21 protein-coding genes are annotated in these 24,106 nt (G+C 71.7%); 10 read left to right on the top strand and 11 right to left on the bottom strand.

Annotated elements, in window-relative coordinates; translation table 11 throughout:
• Window positions 1–7: 7 nt before the first annotated feature.
• Window positions 8–1,186 (top strand): OmpA family protein, encoded by a 1,179-nt coding sequence (locus tag AA0005_RS08475; RefSeq protein WP_413452974.1) that lies wholly within the window; start codon window positions 8–10, stop codon window positions 1,184–1,186.
• 81 nt (window positions 1,187–1,267) lie between these two features.
• Here AA0005_RS08475 and AA0005_RS08470 read toward each other — a convergent pair whose 3' ends face one another.
• The 5 genes from AA0005_RS08470 to AA0005_RS08450 are packed head-to-tail and all read right to left on the bottom strand — an operon-like array spanning window position 1,268 to window position 7,670.
• Window positions 1,268–3,520 (bottom strand): family 43 glycosylhydrolase, encoded by a 2,253-nt coding sequence (locus AA0005_RS08470; RefSeq protein ID WP_413452973.1) that lies wholly within the window; start codon window positions 3,518–3,520, stop codon window positions 1,268–1,270.
• 16 nt (window positions 3,521–3,536) lie between these two features.
• Complete coding sequence (locus tag AA0005_RS08465) at window positions 3,537–4,523, bottom strand: glycoside hydrolase family 43 protein (protein ID WP_413452972.1); 987 nt, start codon at window positions 4,521–4,523, stop codon at window positions 3,537–3,539.
• Window positions 4,520–5,371 carry a carbohydrate ABC transporter permease gene (locus AA0005_RS08460; protein WP_413452971.1) on the bottom strand — a complete coding sequence of 284 codons (852 nt, stop codon included), beginning with the start codon at window positions 5,369–5,371 and terminating at the stop codon, window positions 4,520–4,522. Before AA0005_RS08460 ends, AA0005_RS08465 begins: the two co-directional genes overlap by 4 nt.
• Entirely contained in the window at window positions 5,371–6,318 is a 948-nt protein-coding gene (locus tag AA0005_RS08455; protein ID WP_413452970.1) for a carbohydrate ABC transporter permease, read from the bottom strand. The genes AA0005_RS08460 and AA0005_RS08455 overlap by 1 nt, the downstream gene beginning before the upstream one ends.
• A 2-nt stretch (window positions 6,319–6,320) precedes the next feature.
• A complete protein-coding gene (locus tag AA0005_RS08450) occupies window positions 6,321–7,670 on the bottom strand; it encodes an ABC transporter substrate-binding protein (RefSeq protein WP_413452969.1) in 1,350 nt (449 codons plus the stop codon).
• Between the two features lie 143 nt (window positions 7,671–7,813).
• Between AA0005_RS08450 and AA0005_RS08445 the strand changes: the two genes are divergently transcribed.
• The 3 genes from AA0005_RS08445 (at window position 7,814) to AA0005_RS08435 (ending at window position 11,311) form a co-directional block, all read left to right on the top strand.
• On the top strand, window positions 7,814–8,938 hold the full coding sequence (locus AA0005_RS08445; RefSeq protein ID WP_413452968.1) for a LacI family DNA-binding transcriptional regulator: 1,125 nt from the start codon (window positions 7,814–7,816) through the stop codon (window positions 8,936–8,938).
• Complete coding sequence (locus AA0005_RS08440; protein ID WP_413452967.1) at window positions 8,935–10,716, top strand: glycoside hydrolase family 2 protein; 1,782 nt, start codon at window positions 8,935–8,937, stop codon at window positions 10,714–10,716. Before AA0005_RS08445 ends, AA0005_RS08440 begins: the two co-directional genes overlap by 4 nt.
• Before the next feature lie 88 nt (window positions 10,717–10,804).
• On the top strand, window positions 10,805–11,311 hold the full coding sequence (locus tag AA0005_RS08435; RefSeq protein WP_413452966.1) for a pyridoxamine 5'-phosphate oxidase family protein: 507 nt from the start codon (window positions 10,805–10,807) through the stop codon (window positions 11,309–11,311).
• On the opposite strand, the gene AA0005_RS08430 is transcribed toward AA0005_RS08435, so the two are convergent.
• Entirely contained in the window at window positions 11,305–12,945 is a 1,641-nt protein-coding gene (locus AA0005_RS08430; RefSeq protein WP_413452965.1) for an SLC13 family permease, read from the bottom strand. The genes AA0005_RS08435 and AA0005_RS08430 overlap by 7 nt on opposite strands.
• 98 nt (window positions 12,946–13,043) lie before the next feature.
• Between AA0005_RS08430 and AA0005_RS08425 the strand changes: the two genes are divergently transcribed.
• Window positions 13,044–14,234, top strand: a complete 1,191-nt coding sequence (locus tag AA0005_RS08425; RefSeq protein ID WP_413452964.1) for an MFS transporter — start codon at window positions 13,044–13,046, stop codon at window positions 14,232–14,234.
• Window positions 14,235–14,540: 306 nt separating this feature from the next.
• Here AA0005_RS08425 and AA0005_RS08420 read toward each other — a convergent pair whose 3' ends face one another.
• A complete protein-coding gene (locus AA0005_RS08420) occupies window positions 14,541–14,951 on the bottom strand; it encodes a DoxX family membrane protein (RefSeq protein WP_413452963.1) in 411 nt (136 codons plus the stop codon).
• Window positions 14,951–15,388 carry a nitroreductase family deazaflavin-dependent oxidoreductase gene (locus AA0005_RS08415; RefSeq protein WP_413452962.1) on the bottom strand — a complete coding sequence of 146 codons (438 nt, stop codon included), beginning with the start codon at window positions 15,386–15,388 and terminating at the stop codon, window positions 14,951–14,953. The genes AA0005_RS08420 and AA0005_RS08415 overlap by 1 nt, the downstream gene beginning before the upstream one ends.
• A gap of 106 nt (window positions 15,389–15,494) precedes the next feature.
• On the opposite strand from AA0005_RS08415, the gene AA0005_RS08410 reads away from it, so the two are divergent.
• Together AA0005_RS08410 and AA0005_RS08405 are read left to right on the top strand one after the other, a co-directional pair.
• Window positions 15,495–16,595, top strand: a complete 1,101-nt coding sequence (locus AA0005_RS08410; RefSeq protein WP_413452961.1) for an endonuclease NucS domain-containing protein — start codon at window positions 15,495–15,497, stop codon at window positions 16,593–16,595.
• A 130-nt stretch (window positions 16,596–16,725) separates the two neighbouring features.
• Window positions 16,726–17,910: a winged helix DNA-binding domain-containing protein gene (locus AA0005_RS08405; RefSeq protein ID WP_413452960.1), complete on the top strand. Its 1,185-nt coding sequence runs from the start codon at window positions 16,726–16,728 to the stop codon at window positions 17,908–17,910.
• Between the two features lie 18 nt (window positions 17,911–17,928).
• On the opposite strand, the gene AA0005_RS08400 is transcribed toward AA0005_RS08405, so the two are convergent.
• Both AA0005_RS08400 and AA0005_RS08395 read right to left on the bottom strand, forming a co-directional pair.
• Complete coding sequence (locus AA0005_RS08400; protein ID WP_413452959.1) at window positions 17,929–18,801, bottom strand: hypothetical protein; 873 nt, start codon at window positions 18,799–18,801, stop codon at window positions 17,929–17,931.
• Complete coding sequence (locus tag AA0005_RS08395) at window positions 18,752–19,213, bottom strand: hypothetical protein (RefSeq protein ID WP_413452958.1); 462 nt, start codon at window positions 19,211–19,213, stop codon at window positions 18,752–18,754. Before AA0005_RS08395 ends, AA0005_RS08400 begins: the two co-directional genes overlap by 50 nt.
• A 322-nt stretch (window positions 19,214–19,535) precedes the next feature.
• Between AA0005_RS08395 and AA0005_RS08390 the strand changes: the two genes are divergently transcribed.
• On the top strand, window positions 19,536–20,756 hold the full coding sequence (locus AA0005_RS08390; protein WP_413452957.1) for a CAP domain-containing protein: 1,221 nt from the start codon (window positions 19,536–19,538) through the stop codon (window positions 20,754–20,756).
• A gap of 4 nt (window positions 20,757–20,760) precedes the next feature.
• Here the strand turns inward: AA0005_RS08390 and AA0005_RS08385 are convergent, their stop codons facing one another.
• Window positions 20,761–21,960 carry a pyridoxal phosphate-dependent aminotransferase gene (locus tag AA0005_RS08385; protein ID WP_413452956.1) on the bottom strand — a complete coding sequence of 400 codons (1,200 nt, stop codon included), beginning with the start codon at window positions 21,958–21,960 and terminating at the stop codon, window positions 20,761–20,763.
• Between AA0005_RS08385 and AA0005_RS08380 the strand changes: the two genes are divergently transcribed.
• Window positions 21,959–22,483, top strand: coding sequence for a GNAT family N-acetyltransferase (locus AA0005_RS08380; RefSeq protein ID WP_413452955.1), 525 nt, complete (start codon window positions 21,959–21,961; stop codon window positions 22,481–22,483). The two genes, AA0005_RS08385 and AA0005_RS08380, sit on opposite strands and share 2 nt — an antisense overlap.
• 37 nt (window positions 22,484–22,520) lie before the next feature.
• Complete coding sequence (locus AA0005_RS08375) at window positions 22,521–24,062, top strand: molybdopterin-dependent oxidoreductase (RefSeq protein WP_413452954.1); 1,542 nt, start codon at window positions 22,521–22,523, stop codon at window positions 24,060–24,062.
• Window positions 24,063–24,106: the final 44 nt, after the last annotated feature.

Genomic DNA, 24,106 nt, shown 5'->3' with positions numbered 1-24,106 from the left:
CTGCTTCATGCGCTCAGCTCGTCTCTCCCTGTCGGTTCTCGCGGCGGGGGCGCTCCTCCTCGCCGGCTGCTCGAGCGAGTCGGAGCCCGCCTCCTCCGCCGCCGACCCCACGCCCACGGCCACCACCGCGAGCGAGGAGAAGCCCAGCGCGACGGAGGAGGCCAAGGACGAGGCGCCGACCGGCCCCCGCTTCCCCGAGTGCCAGCCCGGGGAGGGCAAGACGGTCACGATGCTCGAGGACGAGGTGATCGAGGCCCAGGAGATCCCGGCGGTCGTCGTCGAGGCCTTCGAGCTCGGCGGCGAGACCGTCCCCGAGCAGATGGTCGAGGCGGTCAAGATCCCCGAGCGGGTGGTCGAGCGCGGCTGCATCGTCGAGTACGACGCGCCCGGCGGCTGCCTGGGTGCGGTGGAGATCAGCGGCGCCTTCATCCCGGGCTACTCCGCCCCCGAGCGGGTGCTGCCCGCGGTCACGCTGCCGGACGGCACGGTGCTCGAGGAGATCGTGCTCGAGGGCGTCGAGCAGGAGGACGTCGTCGTCGAGGGCGTGTCGGTCGACGAGGTCTGCCAGGTCGAGCCGGGCGGGGCGGACACCTACGTCTCGGCCGTGTACCGCTCCGCGCTCTACCGCGGCGCCGCCTACCAGGGCGCCTCCTACATCTCGGCCGCCTACCGCTCGGCCGAGTACCTCGACGACGGTCAGGTCCCCGGTGTCTCCATCCCCGGTGTGTCGATCCCGGGCGTCTCCGTGCCCGGGGAGAGCGTGCCCGGCGCCTCGCTCGAGGGCTACCGCCTCGAGGGTGCCGAGGACGTCGAGGTCACGAGCAAGGACGAGACCGTCTCCTACAGCAGCGAGGGCGATGTCCTCTTCGGCGACAACGAGGACCAGCTGCGGCCCGAGGCCGAGGCCGGCCTGCAGGCGATCGTCGCGGACGTCGCGGGCCGCGGCACCCCGACCGCCGTCGTCGTCGAGGGGCACACCGACGACGTCGGGACCGAGGCGCACAACCTCGATCTCTCCCAGCGGCGTGCCCAGGCGGTCGCGGACTGGCTCGTCGCCAACGGCGGCATCGACCCCGCGATCGTCACGACCGAGGGCTTCGGCCTCGCCCACCCGCGCGCCGACAACACCACCGACGAGGGCCGCGCGCAGAACCGCCGCGTCGTCATCACCATCAAGCTCGGCTGACGCCCTCCCCTCGCACCGAGAGCGGAGCTGTTCCGGGCGAGGAACAACTCCGCTCTCGGCGACAACATGGCTGCGGGGGCGTCAGTCGGTGCTGAGGAACCGGACGTAGTCGAAGCTCGCCTGCGTCTCGGGCTGGGCGCCGCCGCCGGTGTACAGGCCGACGCGCGCGTCGGAGCCGGCGGGCAGGGTCCACGTCGCGCCCCAGCGCCACGACTCGCCGTCGGTCGAGAAGGCCGAGCGGTACAGGTGCTCGCCGGCGTCGTTCGTCGTGTGGTGGATGCGCAGCCACGTCGTGTCGGCGGGCGGGCCGCTCGCGTGCCCGCCCCAGGACAGGAAGCCGTCCTGCAGGGTCTCCTTGCCGAACTCCACCTGGCGGGTGTTCCAGATGGCCACGTGGCCCAGCCGCAGGAAGTTGTCGTCGTCGGCGTGCACGACGAGCCCGGCCTGCTGGTAGTTGCGGACCTCCGTCTCCCCGAGGTCGAGATCGACCTTCGTCTCGACGACCCAGTCACCGGCCGGCGGCTCGCGCAGCAGCAGCCCGCCGGACCCCCCGGCTCCCACGAGGTCGGCACCGGTGAGCGGCCACACGAGCGCGCCGCCCTCGACCCGCGCGGCGGTGTCCTCGCGGACCCACTCCCAGCCCTCGAGGCCGGCGCCGTCGAACTCCTCGGACACGAGGACGTCACCGGCAGCCGGCGTCGGCACCAGCTCCGTCACCGGTTCGTGGGCCGCGTTGACCGAGAGGTTGTCCACGTGGGCGCCGGTGCCGCGGAACTCCACGGGCGCCGAACGGAGGATCCCGGGCCGCAGCTCGAGCGCCACCTCGGCGATCTCGTCCCCGAGCCGCGACTCGCTGAGCCGTGCCCGCACCTCGCCCTCGACGACGTGCACCTGCAGCGCCGTCCACACCGACAGGTCGTACCCCGCGGGGATCGGCACGGCGGCCTCCTCCTGGAAGCGCCCGTGCCCGTACTCCACGTGCAGCTCGCGCTCGCCCGGGTCGACGGTCACCTCGACCCGGTTCGACCCGCGGCCCGTCCACACGAAGAAGGGCTCCTCGCGCCGCGTGCGCAGGTCGAGCTCGACGTGCACCTCCTCCGGCGCCGCCTTCTCGGTCCACACCCGTCCGCGGAACAGCGCATGCTCACGGGACTGCGGGTCGATGTCGGGGCGGAAGGAGCCGCGCAGCGCGCGCCCCTCGGCGGGGTTCTCGACCGTCAGCCCGAGCAGCGACGAGGCCACCGGCCCGGCCTGCGAGCCCTCGCTCGGCCCGGCACCGGCCCGCGTCACCGGCCAGCCGTCCACCCAGTCGAGCCGGTCGAGCAGCGTGGGCCGCCGGTTGATCCCTCCGGGCTCCGCCAGCCACGGGTCCTCGCGGTCGATGGCGTGGTAGTAGATCCAGTCCTGGCCGGACAGGTCGGTGACGACGGCGTGGTGCCCCGCACCGATCCACCGGTTGCCGTTCTGGACGAGCACCTGCGTGCCACCGGGCCGGTCGTCGAGCAGCGACACCCCCTCGTGGTCGACGAAGGGTCCACGCGGGCTCTCCGAGCGCCCGGCGAACACGCTGTACCCGGTCGACGGTCCCGCGCAGCAGTTCGCCGAGGACGCCATGAGGTAGTAGTACCCGTCGCGCTTGAGCACGTAGGCGCCCTCGAACTTGTCGTTGATCGCCACCTGCGTCGCCTCACCCACGGCCCGCAGCCCGCTCTCGTCGAGCTCGGTCACCCACAGCCCGCCGTAGTAGCTGCCGAAGTAGAGGTATCGGCGCCCGTCGTCGTCGGCGAGCATCGAGGGGTCGAAGGTCCAGAAGAAGTTGTTGCCGTCGGGCCGCGGCGGGACGACGGGCTCGGCCACCGGCGTCCACGGCCCCTCGGGCGTCGGCGCCGTCGCCGCCCCGATCGCCGAGTCGTCGCCCGGGTTGAGCGTCGTGTCGGTCACCGTGAAGTACAGGACGTACTGCCCGTCGACGTAGCGGATGTCCGGCGCCCAGAAGAACGAGGTGTCGGTAGCCCACGAGGGCGCGGAGCTCTCGTCGAGGATCGTGCCGCGGTACTCCCAGTCGACCATGTCCCGCGAGCGCGAGACGTGCATGAGCCCGAACTCCCCGCCCTCGACGAGCGGGTCGGACGTCGCGTAGAGGTACCACCAGCCGTCCTTGCCGCGGATGATCGCGGGATCGGCGTAGGTGTCGGCGAATTCCGCCGTCACCGGGTTCGTGTAGGAGGTGGCGGGCGGCTCGTGCCCGTCCGCCTGTGCCGGGGCGAGCGCCCCCGCCGCCAGGCCGAGCGCGAGCGCCACCGCGCCCAGCGCCGTCGTCAGTCGGTGTCTCATCGTTGCTCTCCGAGTGTCAGGGCACGACGACGACGGGACGGCCGTCGTCCCACTCCAGCGGCAGCACGTTGAGGCCGCGGTAGGAGGTGTCGCCGTACCAGGAGTGGAAGACGATCCGGTCGGTGCCGTCGGGCGCCGTCACCACGTCCTGCCCGCCGGGGCCGATGAACCGGCCGTCGGTGGCGTCGGTGGTGAGCAGCGGCCCGTCGGCCTTGGTGTAGGGGCCGGCGACGGCGTCGGCCGTCGCGTACCCGACGGCGTACTGCTCGCCGCCGTAGTCGTTCGCCGAGTAGAGCAGGACGTAGGTGCCGTCCCGCTCCACCAGCGTGGGCGCCTCGACGAGGCGCCCCTCCCAGTCCTGGTCCTGCCGGACCAGGCGCACCGCCTCACCGGCGAGCGTGAGCCCGTCAGCCGAGAGCGGCGCCAGGTACAGCCAGGTGTCCACACCGACGGCGTTGCCGTCGTTCTTCCACAGCAGGTAGCGGGCGCCGTCGGTGTCCACGAAGGTCGAGGCGTCGATCGCCCCGCCCTCCTCCTCGGGGCAGACGAGCATCTGCTCCCCCACCACCGTGAACGGCCCCTCCGGCGAGGACGCCGTGGCCACGCCCACGCACTGCGCGTAGGGGTCGTAGTTCGTCGCGGTGAAGTACAGCGCGAAGCTGCCGTCGTCGAGCTCGGTGACCTCCGGCGCCCACGTCTTGCCCGGGATGACCCACGAGGGCAGGTCGGGCAGCGCGTCCTCGAGCAGCTCCCACTCCTCGAGGTCCGTGGATCGCGCGACCCGCACGTTGCGCAGGTTCCCGTTGGTCCCGTAGGCGTAGTACACGCCGTCGACCTCGAGGACGTCGGGGTCGGGGAAGTCGTCGTCGATCACCGGGTTCGCATCCGCGACGGACGACGACGGCGCGGGCGTGGCGGCGTCGTCGTCCGTGCCCCCGCCACCGCAGGCGGCGAGCACGACGACGCAGGCCAGCGCCGTCGTCGTCGTGCCCGCCCGCCTCATCCCTTGAGCCCCGAGCGGGAGACGCCCTCGATGATGTAGCGCTGGAGGAAGACGTACAGCGCGAGGACGGGGATGGAGGCGATGACCGCGCCGGCCATGAGGAGGTCGTAGCGCACGGCGTTGGCGGTCTGCAGCGTGGACAGACCTGCCGGCAGCGTCTGGACCTCCGGGCTGAACAGCACGTAGACCGGCCAGAGGAAGTCGTTCCAGTTGGTGAGGAAGGACAGCAGCGCGAGGGTCGCGAGCGCCGGGCGGGCCAGCGGCAGGGCCACCTTGAGGAAGGCCTGCCACTGGTTGGCGCCGTCGAGCCGGGCGGCCTCCTCCAGCTCCCCGGGGAGGCTGATGAAGAACTGGCGCATGAAGAACACCCCGAAGGCCGAGGCCGCGGTCGGCACGACGACGGCCGCGAGGGTGTTGAGCCAGGCCAGCTCCCCGACGATGAGGTAGTTGGGGATGATGAGGATGACCGGCGGCACGAAGAGCGTGGCGACCACCGCCGCGAAGACGAGGCGACGCCCGCGGAACTCCATCCGGGCGAGCGCGAAGCCGGCGAGGGTCGAGGTCGCCACGACGAGCGCCGCGTTCGCCGTCGCCGCCATGAGGCTGTTGGCGAACCAGCGCAGCACCGGGGTACCGGGCGCGCCGAGGATCTGCTCGTAGGCGTCCGTCGTCGGCGGGGTGGGGATCCACGTGGGTGGGAAGCCGGCCGCCTCCCCGCGGGTCTTGAAGGAGGTGACGACCATGTAGATGAGCGGGCTGATGAACAGCAGCGCCAGCGCCCCGAGGACGACGTAGCGCACGACGACGCGCCCCACCGGGCGCCGCCGGGTCGCGGTCTCGGTGGCCATCAACGTCTCCTCTCCCGGAACAGCCAGAAGATGACGATGCTCAGCACCATGAGCGCGGCGGTGAGGATGTAGCTCATCGCCGCAGCGCTGCCCATCTGGTAGTTGCGCAGGCCCGTCTCGGCGATCTGGTAGATCGCCGTGCGGGTCTCGCGGCCCGGGCCGCCCTGGGTCATGAGGTAGGACTGCCCGAACATGTTCGCCGAGGCGATGATCGTGATCGTCGTGATGAAGGCGAGCACGGGCCGCAGGCCGGGGATGGTGACGTTGCGGAACTGCTGCCACCGGTTGGCGCCGTCCACCCGGGCGGCCTCGTAGAGCTCGGCCGGGATGTCCTGGAGGGCGGCGAGGTAGATGACGGCGTTGAAGCCGAGGGTCCACCACACGGTGACGCCCACGAGGCTCACCCACACCGCGGGGCTCGAGGTGAGCCACGGGGTGTCGTCGGGCAGGCCGAGCAGGCCCAGGTAGTAGTTGACCAGGCCGATGTTGTTGTCGAGCAGGTAGCGCCACAGCACCGCGACCACCGCGACGCCCAGCACGTAGGGCGCGAAGTAGACGGCCCGGAAGAAGTTCCGGCCCTTGAACTTCATGTTCATGATGAGCGCGACGCCCAGCGGCACGGTGAGCAGGAGCGGCACCGAGAAGAGCGTGAAGATGCCGGTGGCCTCCATCGCGTCCCAGAACTGGGAGGCCGCGATCGAGCTCGAGTCGAAGAGCCGGGTGTAGTTCTCCAGCCCGACGAAGGGCCTGCCCGGCAGCGTGTAGTCCCAGCGGTGCAGGCTGATCCACGCGCCGAGCACGATCGGGGCGAGGACGAAACCGAGGAAGAGCACGAGGTAGGGGGCCAGGAAGAGCCACGGCGTCGCCTTCCCGTGGGTGGGGATGGCGCGCCGCGGCTCCTCCCGCAGCCCTTCCTCGCTGCGCGGTGGTGCCGCAGCGGTCGTCATGGCTAGCCCCCGAAGCTCTCGAGGTTCTCCTCCATGAGGGTGGTGGCCTGCTCGGCCGCCGTGCCCAGCGCCTCGTCGGGACTCTGGTTGCCCAGGACCGCGTCGGAGATCGCCGGCTCGAGCGCCTCGGTCTGCACGCCACCGACGCCGGGCACCGGCGGCAGGAAGCGCATCGTGTCGATGACCTCGGCGATGGCCTGCTGGGGCATGCCGTCCAGCACGCCGCTGTCACGCACCGACAGACGGGCAGGGATGAGGCCCGAGCCGGCCCACTCGGCGGACTGCTCGGACATCCACGCGATGAAGACCTGGGCCGCAGCTGCGGTGTTCTCGTCCTCGGTGGCCTGGCGGGTCATGAAGAAGTGGTGGGAGTTGGCCCAGACGGCGTCCTCCTCACCGATCGTCGGGACCGGGGCGATGCCGTAGGGCACCTCCTCGGCCTCGAGGTCGTTGATCTGCCAGATGCCGTCCCAGGTGATCGAGGTCTCCCCGTTCTTGAAGGCGATGTACTGGGAGTCCGGGGCGACGTCGTTGGGGCTGTAGCCCTGCTCGATGATCGAGCGCTGCCACTCCAGCGCCTCGACGCCCTCGGCCGAGTCGTACATCGCGGCCGAGCCGTCCTCGGCGTAGATCTCCCCGCCGTTCTGCCAGGTGAGGGAGAGCCACATGAGGTGGCTGGGCCACACCTGCGGCATCCAGAAGGGCTGCTCGAAGCCGGCGGCCTGGAGCGCGTCGAGGGCCTCCATGAACGAGGCCTCGTCGGTGGGCGGCTCGGCGATGCCCGCCTGCTCGAAGTGCTCGGTGTTGTAGTACATCGCCAGGGAGTGGACGTCGAGCGGGATGCCGTAGCGGGCGTCCTCGTAGATGCCGGCGTCCCAGACCTCCTCGGTGAAGTCCTCGGCGGTCAGCTCGAGGGACTCGGCGAGATTGTCGAGCGGGACGATGACGTTGCGCGCCGCCATCGTGGCGAGCTGGTCCAGGTGCATGACCCCGACCTCGGGGCCCTCCCCCTGGGTGACCGCGGCAGGTAGCCGCTGGTAGAAGTCGCCCCACTCGATGGTGTTGGGGACGACGTTGATGTTCTCGTGCTCGGCGTTGAACTGGTCGACGAGCTCCTGCATGAAGGGTCCGTCGCCGCCGGTGAAGCCGTTCCAGTAGGACAGCTCCACCTCCGGACCGGTGTACTCGCCGGTGAACTCCGGCGCCTCGGTGGCCCCGCCCCCACCGGCGGCCTCCTCGGGTGTCTGCCCGCCGCCGCAGGCGGCGAGGACGACGACGGCGGCCGTCGTCGCCAGAGCGGTGAGCGCGCGACCACGTCGGCCGGTGCTCGGTGCTGTCCGTGTGCTTCTCATCGCGAAAGCCCCCTCGTCGGTGAGGCGCACCTCCGCCTGTGGAGGTGCCCGGAACGCCTTTGTAGCACGGGCGGTAAACGTTGTATAGCGGTGGGGGTTCTCGCTAGGGTCGGGGCAGTCGGACGACGGAGGAGGCGGCACGCATGGGGGGTCGGGTCGGGCTGCGCGAGGTCGCCTCCCGGGCGGGGGTGTCGATCAAGACGGTCTCCAACGTCGTCAACGGCACCGGCTCGGTCACGGCCGCCACCCGCGAGCGCGTGGAGGAGGCGCTGGCCGCGCTGGGCTACCGCCCCAACCTCGCCGCCCGGCACCTGCGCCGCGGGTCCAGCGGGCTCATCGCCGTCGCGCTGCCCGAGCTCACCCAGCCCTACTTCGCCGAGCTCGCCGCCGAGCTCGTGCGCGCGGCCAAGGCGCGCGGGCGGATGGTGCTGCTGTCCCAGACGGAGGGCACCGAGGAAGCCGAGCGCGCCCTCCTCGAGGGGCACGACCTGCCGGTCCTCGACGGCCTCGTCCTCTCCCCCCTCGCGCTCGACGCCCCCGCGCTGCGCCGGCGGGTGGACCGCTCCCCGCTCGTCCTCCTCGGTGAGCACGTGGGCGAGCCGGTCCTCGACCACGTGACCATCGACAACTGCGCCGCCGCCCGCGACGCGACCGCCCACCTGCTCTCCCTCGGGCGACGGCGGGTGGCCGCGATCGGCGCGCAGGTCGCCGGGCCGAACGAGACCGCCCTGCTGCGCCTCGAGGGCTACCGCGAGGCACTCGGCGCTGCGGGGGTGGCCTACGACGAGGAGCTCGTCGCCACCGTCGACCAGTTCCACCGCCCCGACGGCGCCGCCGCCATGGCCCGGCTCCTCGAGCTGCCCGACCCGCCCGACGCCGTCTTCTGCTTCAACGACGCCCTCGCCCTCGGCGCCCTGCGCACCCTGGCCGTGCGCGGGCTGCGGGTGCCGCAGGACGTGGCCGTCGTCGGCGTCGACGACGTTGAGGAGGCGACCTACGCGACGCCGTCGCTCACCACCATCGCCCCCGACAAGCAGGCGCTCGCCACCGCGGCGATCGACCTCCTCCTGCGCGGCGGCGGCGACCCCCCGCAGACGGTGACGGTCGCCCACCGACTAGCCGTCCGCGAGAGCACCACCGGCCCCACCGGCACCCCCCACCCGCCCACAGCCCACTTCCCGCCGACAGCACAGTTACCGCCGACAGCACAGTTACCGCCGACAGCCGGATTCTCCGGACCACCCGCCGACGCCGAGGAGCAGCCATGACCGCCAGCCGCCAGGACGGCACCTACCCTCGCCCCCAGCTGCAGCGCAACCGCTGGGCGGACCTCTGCGGGACGTGGGACTTCGCCGTCGCCAACGCCGCCACCCCCGCCGACGTCGACTTCGACCGGCAGATCACCGTGCCCTTCCCGCCGGAGTCCGCGGCATCCGGGGTCAGCGAGACCGGCTACCTCGGCGAGGTCTGGTACCGCCGCCGGATCGAGCCCGCCGACCTCGCCGCCGCAGGCCTCGACGAGCAGGGCGACCGGCTCGTCCTGCGCTTCGGCGCCGTCGACTACCGCGCGCGGGTGTGGCTGGACGGCGCCTTCGTCGGCGAGCACACCGGCGGCCAGACGCCCTTCGGCATCGACGTCACCGAGGCGGCCCGCGTCGCGGACGGCCCCCTCGAGCTCGTGGTCCAGGCGGTCGACGACCCGCACGACGCCGCCCAGCCGCGCGGCAAGCAGGACTGGCAGCGCGAGCCGCACGTCATCTGGTACCACCGCACCACCGGGATCTGGCAGCCGGTGTGGCTCGAGGCGGTGCCCGCCCAGCACGTCGCCGAGCTCGCCTGGACGCCCGACCTGCCCGCCGCCACCGTCGCCGCGACTGTGCGCCTGGCCCAGCGGCCGGCACCGGGCACCTGGCTGACCGTGCGGGTGGAGCACGAGGGCGAGCTCCTCGCCGAGCAGCGCGTGCGCGCGCTGGACCAGGACGTCGAGCTGCGCGTCCACCTCGCCCGCCAGGCCAACGGCCAGGCCTACGAGGAGCTCCTGTGGTCACCGGAGCGTCCCACGCTCCTCGACGCGACCCTCACCATCGACACCGACGACGACGGCGCGACGGGCCGGTCCGACGTCGTCGGCTCGTACCTGGGGCTGCGATCCGTCGCGGTCGAGCACGGCACCTTCCTCCTCAACGACCGCCCGTACTACCTGCGCTCGGTGCTCGAGCAGGGCTACTGGCCCCAGACGCACCTGGCCGCGCCGAGCGCGGACGCGCTGCGGGAGGAGGTCGAGCTCATCAAGGCGCTCGGCTTCAACTCGGTGCGGGTGCACCAGAAGGCCGAGGACCCGCGCTTCCTCTACTGGGCCGACCGCCTGGGCCTCACCGTGTGGGGCGAGACGGCCAACGCCTACGCCTTCTCCCCGCGCTCGGTCGAGCAGCTGACCAAGGAGTGGGTCGAGCTCGTGCGGCGCGACGTGTCCCACCCGAGCGTCGTCACCTGGGTGCCGCTCAACGAGAGCTGGGGGGTGCAGCACGGCGCGCACGACCCGGCGCAGCGGCACTACGCGATCGGGCTGGCCAACCTCACCCGGGCGCTGGACCCGAGCCGGCCGGTCGTGTCCAACGACGGCTGGGAGCACACCGACTCCGACATCCTCTCGATCCACGACTACTCCCCCACCGGCGCCGAGCTGCGCGCCCGCTACGGCACCGCCGAGGCGGTGCGCGAGCTGCTGGCCGGGATCGGCCCGGCCGGCCGGCGCATCCAGCTGCGCGAGGACGTGCGGGACCAGCCGGTCATGCTCACCGAGTTCGGCGGGGTGAGCTTCGCGGCCCGCCACGAGGGCGACTGGGGCTACTCGACGGCGTCCGACGCCGCCGACTTCGAGTCGCGCCTGCGCGACCTCCTCGACGCCGTCCGCGACAGCGCCCTCGCCGGCTTCTGCTACACCCAGCTCACCGACACCGGCCAGGAGACCAACGGCCTCCTCGACGAGCACCGCCGCCCCAAGCTCCCCACGGAGACCCTGCGCAACATCATCACCGGCCAGTAGCCCGGCCCACTCGCCGACAGCTCACTTACCGCCCCCATCAGCCCGCCGACCCCGATGAGCTCCCGCCACGCGGACGGTCGATCTCTGCATGGACACCGCCGACGCCCAGCTCCCCCAGGGCGACCTCCGCCTGCTCGACGCTCCCCTCGCCCAGCGCCTGCTCCACTCGACCATCCCCGCCCGCCTGGCCTACACCGCGCGCGACGGCACACCGCGCGTCGTCCCCACGTGGTTCCACTGGACGGGCGAGGAGCTCGTCATGGCGACCTTCCTCTCCGCCCCGCACGTCGCCGGCCCGGCACGCCGGCTGCCCGCGCTGCGCGCCCGCCCGGACGTCGCCGTCACCATCGACACCGAGGCCTTCCCGCCCGAGGTGCTCCTCGTGCGCGGTCGCGTGCGCATCGAGGGGCTCGACGGCGTGGCCCCCGAGTACGCCGCCGCCGCCCGGCGCTACCAGGGCGAGGAGGGGGGCGGCCAGTACCTCGCCTTCGTCGACCAGCCGGGCACCCGCATTGCTCGGATCTCGTTGCGCCCCTCGTGGGTAGGACTGCTCGACTTCCAAGCACGCTCTCCGGGAGCGCTGGCGAGTCAGTAAACGATCCCGAACACCCACACCGCGAGGGTCATCGCGGTCAGGGTGACGAGCACGATGCCGATGAGGTTGAGCCACAGTCCCGCCTTCATCATCTGCGGGATCGTGACGTAGCCAGAGCCGTAGGCGATCGCGTTGGGCGGGGTGGCCACCGGGAGCATGAACGCGCAGGTCGCGGCGATGGCCACCGGGATGGTGGCAAGCAGGACCGGCATGTCGATGCCGATGGCGAGGCCGCCCACGACGGGCAGGAAGGTCGCCGCCGTCGCCGTGTTGGACGTGAGCTCGGTGAGAAAGATGACGAGCGCGACGAGCACGACGACGACGAGGATCACCGGCGCCCCGCCCAGCGCCTCGGCCTGCTCACCGATCCACGCCGTCAGCCCGCTGGACCCGAACTGGGCGGACAGCGCCAGGCCGCCGCCGAAGAGCAGGAGCACGCCCCAGGGCAGCTTGACCGCGCTCTCCCAGTCGAGCAGGCGCACGCCGCGGGCGCTGCCGGACGGGGTGAGGAACAGCAGCAGACCCACCACCATGGCGATGCCGGCGTCGGAGATGAAGGGCTCGTCGAAGATCAGCGGGATCGCGACCCACGACAGCGCCGCGAGCACGAAGATCGCCAGCACGCGCTTCTCGCCACTGGACATCGGACCGAGCTTGGCGAGCTCCTCGTTCATCAGCTCGCGCCCGCCCGGGATCTCCTTGATCTCCGGCTTGTAGAGCACCTTGGTGAGGACGAACCAGCAGATGGCGAGGAAGACGACGGCGAGCGGCAGCCCCACGAGCATCCACTGCCCGAAGCCGATCTGGATGTCGTGGTTGTCGGCCAGGTAGCCGACGAGCAGCGTGTTCGGCGGTGTGCCGATGATGGTGGCGAGGGACCCGATCGAGGCGGCGTAGGCGATGCCGAGCATGAGCGCGGTCCCGAAGGTCGACTCGATGACGTGCTCCTTGACCTCCTCGGACTGCAGGTCGGTCTCCCCGCCCGCCCCGGGTGCGCCCGCGGGGACCTCACCCTTGAGCTTGGCCACGAGCATGAGCACCGAGACACCGATGGGCAGCATCATGACGGCGGTCGCGGTGTTGGACACCCACATCGACATGAAGCCGGTGGCGACCATGAACCCGGCGACGACCATCGACGGACTCGTCCCCATGGCGCGGACCGTGACGAGCGCGATGCGCCGGTGCAGGTTCCACCGCTGCATCGCCAGGGCGAGGAGGAAGCCGCCCATGAAGAGGAAGATGATGTTGTTGCCGTAGGAGGCGCCCACCTGGTCGACGGTGACCGGGCTTGTGGTGCCGTCCTCCGCCGTCGTCTCGTTGAAGATGGGGAAGACGACGAGCGGGACCAGCGCCGTGGCGGGGATCGGGATGGCCTCGGTCATCCACCACAGCCCCATGAGGACGGCGGTGGCGGCGGTGACCCGCGCGGAGACGGCGAGGTCGTCGGGCAGGAGGAGGAAGACGAGCAGCCCGCCGCCGACGCCGGCCGCAAGCCCGAGGAGGCGGTTGCGCCAGGTTGTGCGCTTGAGCGGTTCGGCGCGCTCACCCGCCGAGCGGTTGTCCTCCCCTGTGTCCTTCGGCCTCGGCGAGTACGCCCGTAGGTGATCGCCCGGTACGGGTCGCTGAGTCATGACCAACCCCCTCGTCAGTGTGCTTCCGGGCACACGTTAGTGTCTGGCGCCGACACCGGCGCCCTGCCACGCGGCTCCGCCAGCCCTACAGTGGGCCGATGCCCGCCCCGCAGCCTGCAGCCGCGGGCCTGCGACCGCAGGACCCGCAGTACCGCCGGGCGCTGCTCGCCCTCGGTGCGACGGGCGTGGCCGCCTTCGCGATGGTGTACGTCGTCCAGCCGTTGCTTCCCCTCGTGTCCGCCGAGCTGGGCGTGGGCGCCACCCGCGCGAGCCTCCTCGTCTCCGCGTCCACCCTGGGCATCGCCGCCGCGGTCCTGCCGCTGGCGCGGCTGTCGGAACGGCTGGGCCGCGCACGGACGATGGTGCTGGGACTGGCGGCCGCCGTCGTCGCCGGGGTGGTGGCCGCGCTCGCGCCCAGCTTCGCGCTCATGCTCCTCGCGCGCGCCGTCCAGGGCGCGGCGATGGCCGCGGTCCCGGTGGCCGCGCTCGCCTGGGTCGCGGAGAACGTCGCGCCCGGGTGGGTGACGCGGGTGGCGGGACTGTACGTCGCCGGGACGACCGTCGGCGGGATGGGCGGGCGCGTGCTCGGCGGGGTCGTCGCGGACGTGACGACGTGGCGGACGGCGATGCTCGTCGTCGCGCTGGCCGGCGCGGCACTGACCGCGGCCGCCGCGATGCTCCTCCCCCGCCGCCCTACGGGCGTCGCGCGCTCGCGCGGCCCCCAGCGCCCCGACGACGCCGACGCCCGCGCCGCCCGGATCCGCGTCTACCTGCTCGGCGGGCTGGGGATGGCGACGTTCGTGGGCATCTACAACGTCATCGCCTACCGGACGCACGCCCCGCCGTTCCTGCTCGGCACGGGCCTGGGCTCGATGTTCTACCTCAGCTACCTCGCGGGGACGGCGACGTCGTCGCTCGCCGGACGCCTCGAGCGGCGGGTGGGGCTACGCACGACGACGCTGACCGGGCTGGCCGGGTGCGTCACCGGCGTGGTGCTCACGGTGCCGGACGCGCTCGTGCTCGTGTGGCTGGGGCTGGCCGTGGTGGCCGCCGGGTTCTTCATGGTGCACGCGGTGGCGTCCGCGGCATCGGCGCGGCTCAGCCCGCGGCCGTCCGACGGCTCGGGCACCTACACGCTGGCGTACTACGCGGGCTCGTCGGTGGGCGGGGTGCTGCTCGGGCAGGCCTGGGAGGTCGGTGCCTGGGGCGGGACCGTGGTGGCGGCCGTGGCACTGCTCGGCCTCGCCGCGCTCGTCAGCCTGGGACTGCCGCGGCGGACGGCCCGCTGAGGCGACCGGCTTCCGGATCGCGCCACAAAGCCGGCGGACGCGAGGGCGCAACAAGCCAGTTGGCTTGACGGAGCACCGCTGCAGCGCATGTTGGTGGCCCTTTGTGGCGGGATCCTGCGATGCGGTTCAGCCCGGCGCATCCGGCCGGCTGCCGGCCACCACGCAGCCCCCAGCAGCTCAGCCGCCGGTCTGGCCGAGCGAGCGTGCCACAAAGCCGCGGCGATCAGCCCCGGCTCAAGCACTCAGCCTTGCCGACCGCCGCGAACCAGCCGAGTCCCCCGCCTTTGTGGCACGCTCCCACGGTCCTCAGCGGGGGGCGAGCTTCTTCTTCCGCCGGCGCAGGTGCCCGCCGCCGTACAGCGCCCACAGGATGAGCACCGGCTGGAAGAAGAGCCGCCCGAGGCGCTTCTCGTCGGTGTCGAGGCCGAAGCCGTCCTTGCCCTCGAGGTACTGGGCGATGTTGCCCGGGAAGATGACGACGAAGAACAGCGCGAGCAGCGCCCCGACCACCCGCTTGTGGCGCGGCAGCCCGATGAACGCCGAGCCCAGCGCGATCTCCACGACGCCCGAGGCGAGAACGGTGAAGTCCTTGTCGATCGGGAACCAGTTCGGGACCTGCGCCTGGAACTCCTCGCGCTGGACGGTCAGGTGCCCCGCCCCCGCACCGATCATGGCGACGCCGAGAGCAAGTCGGGCGACGGTGCGCAGCTTGGACATCAGCCCATCCTCTCCAGGACGAACACGGGGATCTCGCGGTCGGTGCGCTCCTGGTACTCGGCGTAGGGCGGGTAGGCCTCGACGCACCGCGCCCACCACTCCTCCTTCTCCGCACCCGTGACCTCGCGCGCCTGCATGTCCCACTTCTCCGCACCGTCCTGCAGCTCGACGTGCGGGTCCGCGACGACGTTGAAGTACCAGACGGGGTGCTTGGGCGCACCGCCCATCGACGCGACGACGGCGTAGCGGCCGTCGTGCTCGACCCGCATGAGCGGCGTCTTGCGCAGCTTCCCGGACTTGGCACCGCGGCTGGTGAGGATGACGACCGGCCGGCCGCCGAGGGTGTTGCCCTCCTGGCCGTTGGTCCGTTCGAAGAGCTCGACCTGCTCGCGGGCGCGGTCGCTGGGGCTGGGGGCGTACTCACCGTCTAGTGGCATGAACACTGTCTACACGACGCGCTAGCCGCCCGCAGGCTGCGCCGGCCGCATTGTCCGTCCCGCGCGAAGTGCCGCGCTCGAACCCACCGTGAGTCATGCTTCGGGTATGCCCGTGGAGATGGGAATCTGGAGAATCGACGGCGGATCGCCGCGCCGACTCGGTGCGTCCGTGCTGCCGTCCGAAGCAACGCTTGAGGACTACCTCGAGCAGGACCCGTCTCTTCTCGGTCAACGCCTCCTGGTCATTGGCCGTCAGGTGCCGACGGCTTACGGAAAGTTCATCGACCTCCTCGCCATGGATGGCGATGGCAACCTTCACGTGCTCGAACTCAAACGCGACCGCACCCCACGCGACGTAGTCGCCCAGCTCCTTGACTACGGTTCGTGGGTCGCAACCCTGGATCGGGAGTCGGTTCTCGACATCGCGAACCGCCACCTCAACCACCCGTTCGAGACTGCCTTCGACACCGTCTTCGGACACCCCGCTCCCGATGAGCTCAACGCGGAGTTGCAACTGACCATCGTGGCGACAGAACTCGATCCGAGCTCTGAGCGGATCGTCACCTACCTGCGCTCGTTCGGTATCCCCATCAACGCCGTGTTCTTCACCTTTCTCGAGGACGACGGCCGCCGATACCTCGCACGATCCTGGCTTGTGTCGACCGATGAGGAAGCCTCAAGTGGGGCGCCCCGAGCCCGTGGCAGGCAACGCAAGCGCGCCGACTGGAACGGTTTGGACTGGTTCGTCTCCTTCGGGGAGGGCAACAGCCGGTCGTGGGACGACGGCCGCCGCTTCAACTTTGTCTCGGCCGGAGGGGATCCTTGGTACTCGCGGACGCTTCGGAGCGTCCCGGTCGGCGCGCGCGTCAACGTCCACGTTCCCGGACTCGGATATGTCGCTGTCGGAGTCGTCCTGGCTGAAGCAGAGCCGTTTGAGACAGCGAGAGTCCTGGTGGACGGCACCTGGGTTCCGTTGGCGCAGCAGCCTCTCAGAGCGCCCTACTCGCACGACAGCCGGCGCGAGCCAACGACCGAAGACAACGCGGAGTACGTGTTGCCGGTGCGCTGGATCGTCGCTCACCCGAGATCTGACGCGTACTGGGAGAAGGGGATGTTCGCGAACCAGAACAGCGCTTGCAAACTCCGACAAGAGTTCACCCTCGAGAGACTGGCGCACCACTTCGGCCTCGACGACGCCCCGGTCTGACGAAAGCGCGACGCACCTGCAATCACCAACCCATGCCGACGCGGTGTGGGGCTCGATCAGCCCCGACGAATCGGAATTCCCGAACGCCAGCGCCCTCGGATGTCGGTGCGCCCCGGCATAGTGGACCCCGATGCGCCACATCGACGACACCGAACGCCGCAGCAGGCTCGCGATCCGCCACGGGCTGCACCCGGCCCACCGCCTCACCGACCCGGTCGCAGCCACCCGCGCGATGACGGTCCTCCACGCGACCGAGCCCGCGACCGTCCACCTCGCCGTCCACGCCCGCACCGACGGCGTCTCGCCCGACGACGTCGAGCGCGCGCTCTACGAGGACCGCTCCCTCGTCAAGCAGATCGCGATGCGCCGCACCCTCTTCGTCTTCCCGCGTGACCTCCTCCCCGCCGCACTCGGCAGCGCCTCCGCCCGCGTCGCCGCCGAGGAGAGGCGGACGATCATCCGCGACGTCGAGAAGTACGGCGTTGCCGACGACGGCGCCGCCTGGGTCGACACGGCCGCGAGCGCCGTCATGGCGCACCTCGCCACGTCCGCTCCCCTGTCCGCGCGCCAGCTGCGCGAGAAGGCCCCGGAGCTCACCGGCCAGTTCACCGCCAACCTCGACAAGAAGTACGGGGGCACCTTCCAGATCGGCCCGCGTGTCCTCACGATGCTCGGCGCCGAGGGAAGGATCGCCCGGGCCGCCAACGCCGGCCCCTGGCGCCTGGGCCGCCCGACCTGGACACTCACGGAGTCCTGGCTCGGCGAGCAGCCCGTCCCCCTGCCCGCCGACGAGGGCTACGCCGAGCTCGTCCGCCGCTGGCTCGCCACCTTCGGTCCGGGCACGGTTGAGGACGTCCAGTGGTGGCTCGGCTCCACCAAGTCTGCCGCGCGGGGGGCGATCGCTGCCGTCGGCGCTGTCGAGGTGAGTCTCGACGGCGGCCACACCGGCTGGGTGCTCCCCGAGGACGAGGCACCGGTGCCCGCGCCCGAACCGTGGGCGGCCCTCCTACCCACCCTCGACCCCACGACCATGGGCTGGAAGGGCCGCGGCTTCTACCTCGACCCCGCCGACGTGCCCTACCTCTTCGATACCAACGGCAACGCCGGGAACACCGCGTGGTGGGACGGGCGCATCGTCGGCGCGTGGGTCCAGGACGACGACGGCGCGGTCCAGGTGGTCCTGCGCGGCGACGTCGGCACGGTCGCACGTGCCGCCCTCGACGCCGAGGCCGCACGGCTCACCGCCTGGCTCGACGGTGTGCGGATCACCAACGTCTATGCGTCCCAGCTCATGAAGCAGGCGCGCCTGCCCTGACCCGCCGGCGTCCCGAAGTCAGACCGTCTCGTCGCTCGGAGAGCTACCGGTCGAGCCCTCGACAGCGTCGGCGCCGCTCCCACGCCGCCGCAGTCCTCGCTCGGCGAGGCCGGTCGAGAACTTGTTTCGTGCCGACCTCGCACGGTCCAGCGCCTCGCTGCCGAGGACGCGAGCCGCGACAACGCCTTCGGCCCCGGTCTCCAGCGCCTTGTCGCGGGCCTCCGTCGCCGCCTCCGTCCAGCGCCTCATCTCCACAGCTTCGCGGCTCGCCTCGATGCCGAGTCGCCCGTGGAACTCGATGACGGCACCGGATACGTAGTTCCCGGCGTTCACCACGGTCCGCGGGGCAGCCGGGTGGAGCAGCACCTTGGCGTTGGCAGTGCCCGCCGCAGCATCCATGCGTTCGATCAGCCGCTTGGTGGTCCGGGAGATGAGGTTGGAGCGGTTCTCGCGTGCTGCGCGGAGCGCGAGACGGTGCTGCTCGAGTTCTTCCGGGGCGGCGTCGAGCACCCGGTCGAGCTCCAGCACGGCGACACCGTCCTGCAGCTGGAAGCAGCGCGCGAGAACGGCGAGCCACTCCTCGACCTTCTGCTGGGCCTCCTTGGCGGCATCCGCGATCTCGCCCATCTTGCTCTCACGCTCGAGCTTCTCCGCCAGCGCGTCGAGCTGGCGAAGCGCATACCCCTGCGTGCGCGCGATCGTCTGGGTCGTCGCCTGGACCTTCGACCACGTCACCTCGGAAACCCGACCGACCTGCTCGCGGATGACCATGGCTTCTTCGATGACGAAGTCGACACCGATGATGTCGGCGAGGACCGCGTCCTTCTGAGCACGGAGGACGTCATCGAGCTTCTCGTCGATCGTCTTCAGGTAGTCGGTGATCTCGTCCATGGTCTGCTGCATGGCCAGCTGCGCCATGAGGCCAGCGGCGCCCGCCATAAGAGCGGGACTGGGACCAGCCACACCTGGCTTCACGATCTCCATCAGGCCGGTGATGCCGCTCGTGGTGGTTCGTGAACACGGCCCGGCTGACGTCCGAGCTCGAGCCCTTCATCAAGTTGTACTTGCTGAGGTTCTGCGCCGACTCCTCGGTCAGCTTCACCCACCGGCCCGAGCTGGCAGCGATCTCCGACCCTGCCTGCGTCAGGCCCGCGGCGCCGCGGAGCTTCGGCCCCAGCCGCTGCAGTCCCAGGTCCTTCGACGCCGGCAGCCCCTCGGAGATGAGAAAGCGCTCGACAGCGCCCGCTGCTCCGATGACAGCCAGGCCGTCACCATCGCTGATCAACTGGATCTCACTGCTCAACGTCGGCTCCTGATGTGTGGGCAGAACACGGTCCCGCCCGTCAGGCGGGAACGCGCAGAGGAGATGTCGCGGCCCTCCACGATGGCTGCCCCGCTCACCGTCAGAAGACGATCCCGACTGGCACACAGTACTGCTGCGCCGCGTCACCGCCGCGCACTACCCCGCCGAGACCGTTCGCACAACACGTACGGCTCACGGGCCGGGCCCTCCCGCCGATTGTCTAGAACGTCAGACCCGGCGGGGGCGGGTGAAGATCCGGCAGGAAGCCACTACCCCCGTGCACACCCACACGTCTTCGGCGCGCCCGCTTTCCCGGGCCCTCATGACCCTCCTCGCAGCCCTCCTCGTCCTCACGTCGATGTCGACGCCCGCCACCGCGGCGGTGGAGAGGGACCACGCCCGCTACGAGGACCGGATCCTCGAGCTCCTCAACGCCGACCGCCGCGCGAAGGGCCTGCGCCCGGTCCAGCGCGTCACCCAGCTGGACGCGGTGGCCCGCACCTGGTCGGCGCAGATGGCGCGCGAGCGGCACATGTACCACAACCCGAGCTACTCCCAGCAGATCCCCTCCGGGTGGCGGCTGGCCGGCGAGAACGTCGCCTACGGCTACCAGACCCCGGAGGCGATGTACCGCGGCTGGTACAACTCCCCCGGCCACTACCGGAACATGTTCGACCCGGAGTTCACCCACATCGGCATCGGCGTCGTCTACGCGAACGACCCGACCTTCGGCCTGGTCCCCTACGGCACGCAGAACTTCGCCAAGTACGAGAGCAAGTCGCTCACCACGACCCCTCGCCCGGCCGCGCAGCTCGCCGCCCAGGCCTCAGCACGTCAGAGCACCGATGACGGCGGCATCGGCGGCACCGGCAAGGAGTTCCACCTCGCCGACAACCTCACCGGCCCCGCGAACCACATCTTCCAGTACGGGTACCCGAACGAGCGCTTCTACGTGGGCGACTGGAACGGCGACGGCGTGGACACCCTCGCCTACCGCGTGGGCGCCACCTTCTTCATCCGCGACAGCAACTCCAGCGGCTCCCCCACCCGCGTCGTCACCTACGGCCGCCCCGGCGACCGCGTCTACGTGGGCGACTGGGACGGTGACGGCGTGGACACCTTCGCCGTCCGTCGCGGCAAGACCTACCACGTGAAGAACAGCATCTCGAGCGGCAACGCGGACAAGGTCATCGCCTACGGCCGCGAGGGCGACGACGTGCTCGTCGGCGACTGGGACGGCAACGGCACCGACACCTTCGCCGTACGCCGCGGCCGCACCTACCACGTGAAGAACAGCATGGCGGGCGGCAACGCGGACAAGGTCGCCGCCTACGGCCGCGAGGCCGACGACGTCTACGTCGGCGACTGGAACGGCGACGGCACCGACTCCTTCACGGTGCGCCGCGGCAAGACTTACTACATCGCCAACGCCATCCGCGGCGGCAACGCCGACCAGGTCGTCGCCTACGGCCGCGACGCCGACACCACCCTGGTCGGCGACTGGAACGGCGACGGCCGCGACAGCCTCGGGATCCGCCGCTGAGCTCCTAGCCCTGGAACCGCTCGATCCGCCGCATCGCCTCGGCGACGGCGTCCGCCCCGGCCGCGAAGGACAGCCGCACGTACTCGCGGCCGTGGGCGCCGTCGAAGTCCACGCCGGGCACGACGGCGACCCCTTCCTGCTCGAGCAGCTCCTCGCACCACTCGACGGAGCTCGCATACGACCCAAGCCGGTCCCTGAGGCCGGCGTAGAGGTAGAAGGCGCCGTCAGCGGGGGCGACGGGTCCCCACCCGAGGCGGGGTACGTCGTCGAGCAGGACGGCGCGGGTGGCGGCGAGGTCGGCGGCCCGCGCGTCCATCTCGGCGTAGGTGCCCTCGGAGAAGGCGCCGAGGGCCGCGAACTGCGCCGGGGCGGGCGGGCACAGGGCGACGTTCCCGGCGAGCGCGTCGACGGCGTCGGCCAGGTCGGCGGGCAGCAGCGCCCACCCCAGCCGCCACCCCGTCATCCCCCAGTACTTGGAGAAGGAAGAGACGACGACGGCGGACTCCGCACCCGGCACGTCCCACGCGCACACGCCGCGCGCGTCGGGGGCGGCGGGGTCGGCCGGGTAGGTGATGCCGTGGTAGATCTCGTCGCTCACCAGGCGCACGTCGTTGGCGGCGCACCAGGCCGCGAGCGCCGTCATCCGCTCCCGGTCGATCATCGTGCCGGTGGGGTTGGCGGGTGAGGCGATGACGAGCCCGGCGACGCGCCCGTGCTCGGCCAGCACGCCGTCGAGCAGCGCGGGCGTGGGCTGGAACCCGACGTCCACACCGCAGTCGACCTCCACGACCGCGCACCCGAGGGTCTGGAGGATGTTGCGGTAGGCGGGGTAGCCGGGTCGCGCGAGGACGACGACGTCGCCCGGGTCGAAGGCCGCGAGGAAGGTGAGCATGAACGCGCCCGAGGACCCGGTGGTGACGGCGACCCGCTCGGGCGGCACGTCCAGCCCGTACCAGCGCCCGTAGTGCCCGGCGATCGCCTCGCGCAGCTCCCGCAGGCCGAGGGCGCTGGTGTAGCCGAGGGCCTGGTCGCCGGCATGGGTACTCGTCGCGAGCTCGCGGACCTCCCGGGGCGCCCCGCCGGACGGCTCGCCCGCGCACAGCGAGATGACGTCGCGGCCCTGCGCGCGGAGCTGGGCGACGCGGTCGAGGATCGCCATCACCTGGAACGGCGCGACGGCGGAGCGGCTGGACGGTCGAGGCATGCTCCCTGTCTACACCGTGCGCAACATGACCGAAACGCCGGCGTCCTACCGTGCTCCCGTGCGCATCGAGCCCGGCGACCTGGACGCGGCGGACGTCCGCGCGCTGCTCGGCGAGCACCTGGCCGACATGTACGCGACCTCGCCGCCCGAGAGCGTGCACGCGCTGAGCGACGAGGGCCTGCGTGAGCCCGCGGTCACCTTCTTCACCGCGCGCGACGACGACGGCGTCCTCCTCGGCTGCGGCGCCCTCAAGCAGCTCGACGACGGCGCCGCCGAGCTCAAGACCATGCGCACCGTCACGGCCGCGCGCGGGCGCGGGGTCGGCTCGGCGATGCTCACCCATCTGCTCGGTGTCGCACGCGCGCGTGAATGCACGGCCGTCTACCTCGAGACCGGCTCCATGGAGTACTTCGCCGCCGCCCGCCGGCTCTACGCCCGCCACGGCTTCGTCGAGACAGGACCATTCGCCGACTACGCGCCCGACCCGCTGAGCACGTTCATGGTCCTGCGGCTCATTCCGTGAGTGAGCGCGCACCGACACAGCGGTAGACCATGGTGCGATGACGCCCTCCTCGCGAGGCACGGCCGCGGTGGCCGGGCTGGCCGCCGGCGCGGTGACACTCGGCGTCGCGGAGCTGCTCGCCGGCCTACTGAGCCGCGTCACGACGGTCACCGGCACCCCGTCACCACTCGTCGCGGTGGGCGACGCCTTCGTCGACCTCACCCCGCCGTGGCTCAAGGACGTCGCCGTCGCCACCTTCGGCACCGCGGACAAGACGGCGCTGTTCGTCGGCATGGGCCTCGTCCTCGCCGCCCTCTGCGCCGGGATCGGCCTCCTTGCACGCCACCGTCTAGCCGCCGCCCTCGCCGCCGTCGCCTTCGTCGGGGCGCTTGGCGTCGCCGCGGTGCTCACCCGGCCCGGCGCCGGGGTGACGGACGCGCTGCCGACAGTGGCCGGCGTCGTCGTCGGCGTCCTCGTCCTCGCGTGGTTCAACCGCGACATGACGACGACGGCGCTGGCCGCGACGCCCAGAGACCTCACCCGCCGCTCGGTGCTCGTCGGCGGCGGGGCGCTGGCGGTGCTGGGTGTGCTCGGGATCGTCGCCGGGCGGGTGCTCAGTGGTGCGGGCGAGGCCGTGCGGGCCGCGCGCGACGCCTTCGTCGTCCCGCGGGTCACGGACCCCGTGACGGTGCCGGCCGCCGCGGACCCGGGCGTGCCCGGGCAGACGCCCTTCCGCACGCCCAACGACGACTTCTACCGGATCGACACCGCGCTCGTGGTCCCCCAGGTGGACCCCAGAACGTGGCGGCTGCGGGTGCACGGGCTGGTGGAGCGGGAGGTCGAGACCGACATGGCCGAGCTGCTCGACCAGCCGATGGTCGAGGCGCTCGTGACGCTCACCTGCGTGTCGAACGAGGTGGGCGGCAACCTCGCCGGGAACGCGGTGTGGACCGGCTGGCCGGTGCGCGAGCTCCTGGCCCGCGCGCGCCCGCTACCGGAGGCGGACATGGTGCTCTCGACGAGCGCCGACGGCTGGACCGCCGGCACCCCGCTGGAGGTGCTCACCGACGAGCGCAACGCACTCCTCGCCGTCGGGATGAACGGTGAGCCGCTAGCCCCTCAGCACGGCTTCCCGGTGCGGATGGTCGTGCCGGGGCTGTACGGCTACGTGTCGGCGACGAAGTGGCTGGTCGACCTCAAGGTCACCCGCTTCGCCGACGACGAGGGCTACTGGACCCCGCGCGGCTGGTCCGCGCGCGGCCCGATCAAGACGGCCTCCCGCATCGACGTGCCCCGCGGCGGCCCGATCGACGCCGGCCCGACCGTCGTCGCCGGGGTCGCATGGGCACAGCACCGTGGCATCACCGCCGTCGAGGTGCGCGTGGACGACGGCGAGTGGCAGCCGGCCACCCTCGCCGCCGAGCCCACGCTCGACTCCTGGCGGATGTGGACGCTCGAGTGGGACGCCGAGCCTGGGGAGCCCACGCTCACCGTCCGAGCGACGGACGGCACCGGTGAGGTGCAGACCCAGCGGCTTGCCCCGCCCGTGCCCGACGGGTCGAGCGGGTGGCACTCGGTGGACGTCGAAGTTCGCGGCTAGTTCGGGAGCGCTGTCACGAAGATATGTACGTATGCTGTTTGGAC

The organism is Georgenia phoenicis (assembly GCF_047302425.1).
Classification (GTDB): domain Bacteria; phylum Actinomycetota; class Actinomycetes; order Actinomycetales; family Actinomycetaceae; genus Oceanitalea.
The sequence above is the reverse complement of the archived record's forward strand: the minus strand, read 5'-3'. Positions and strand labels throughout refer to the sequence as shown.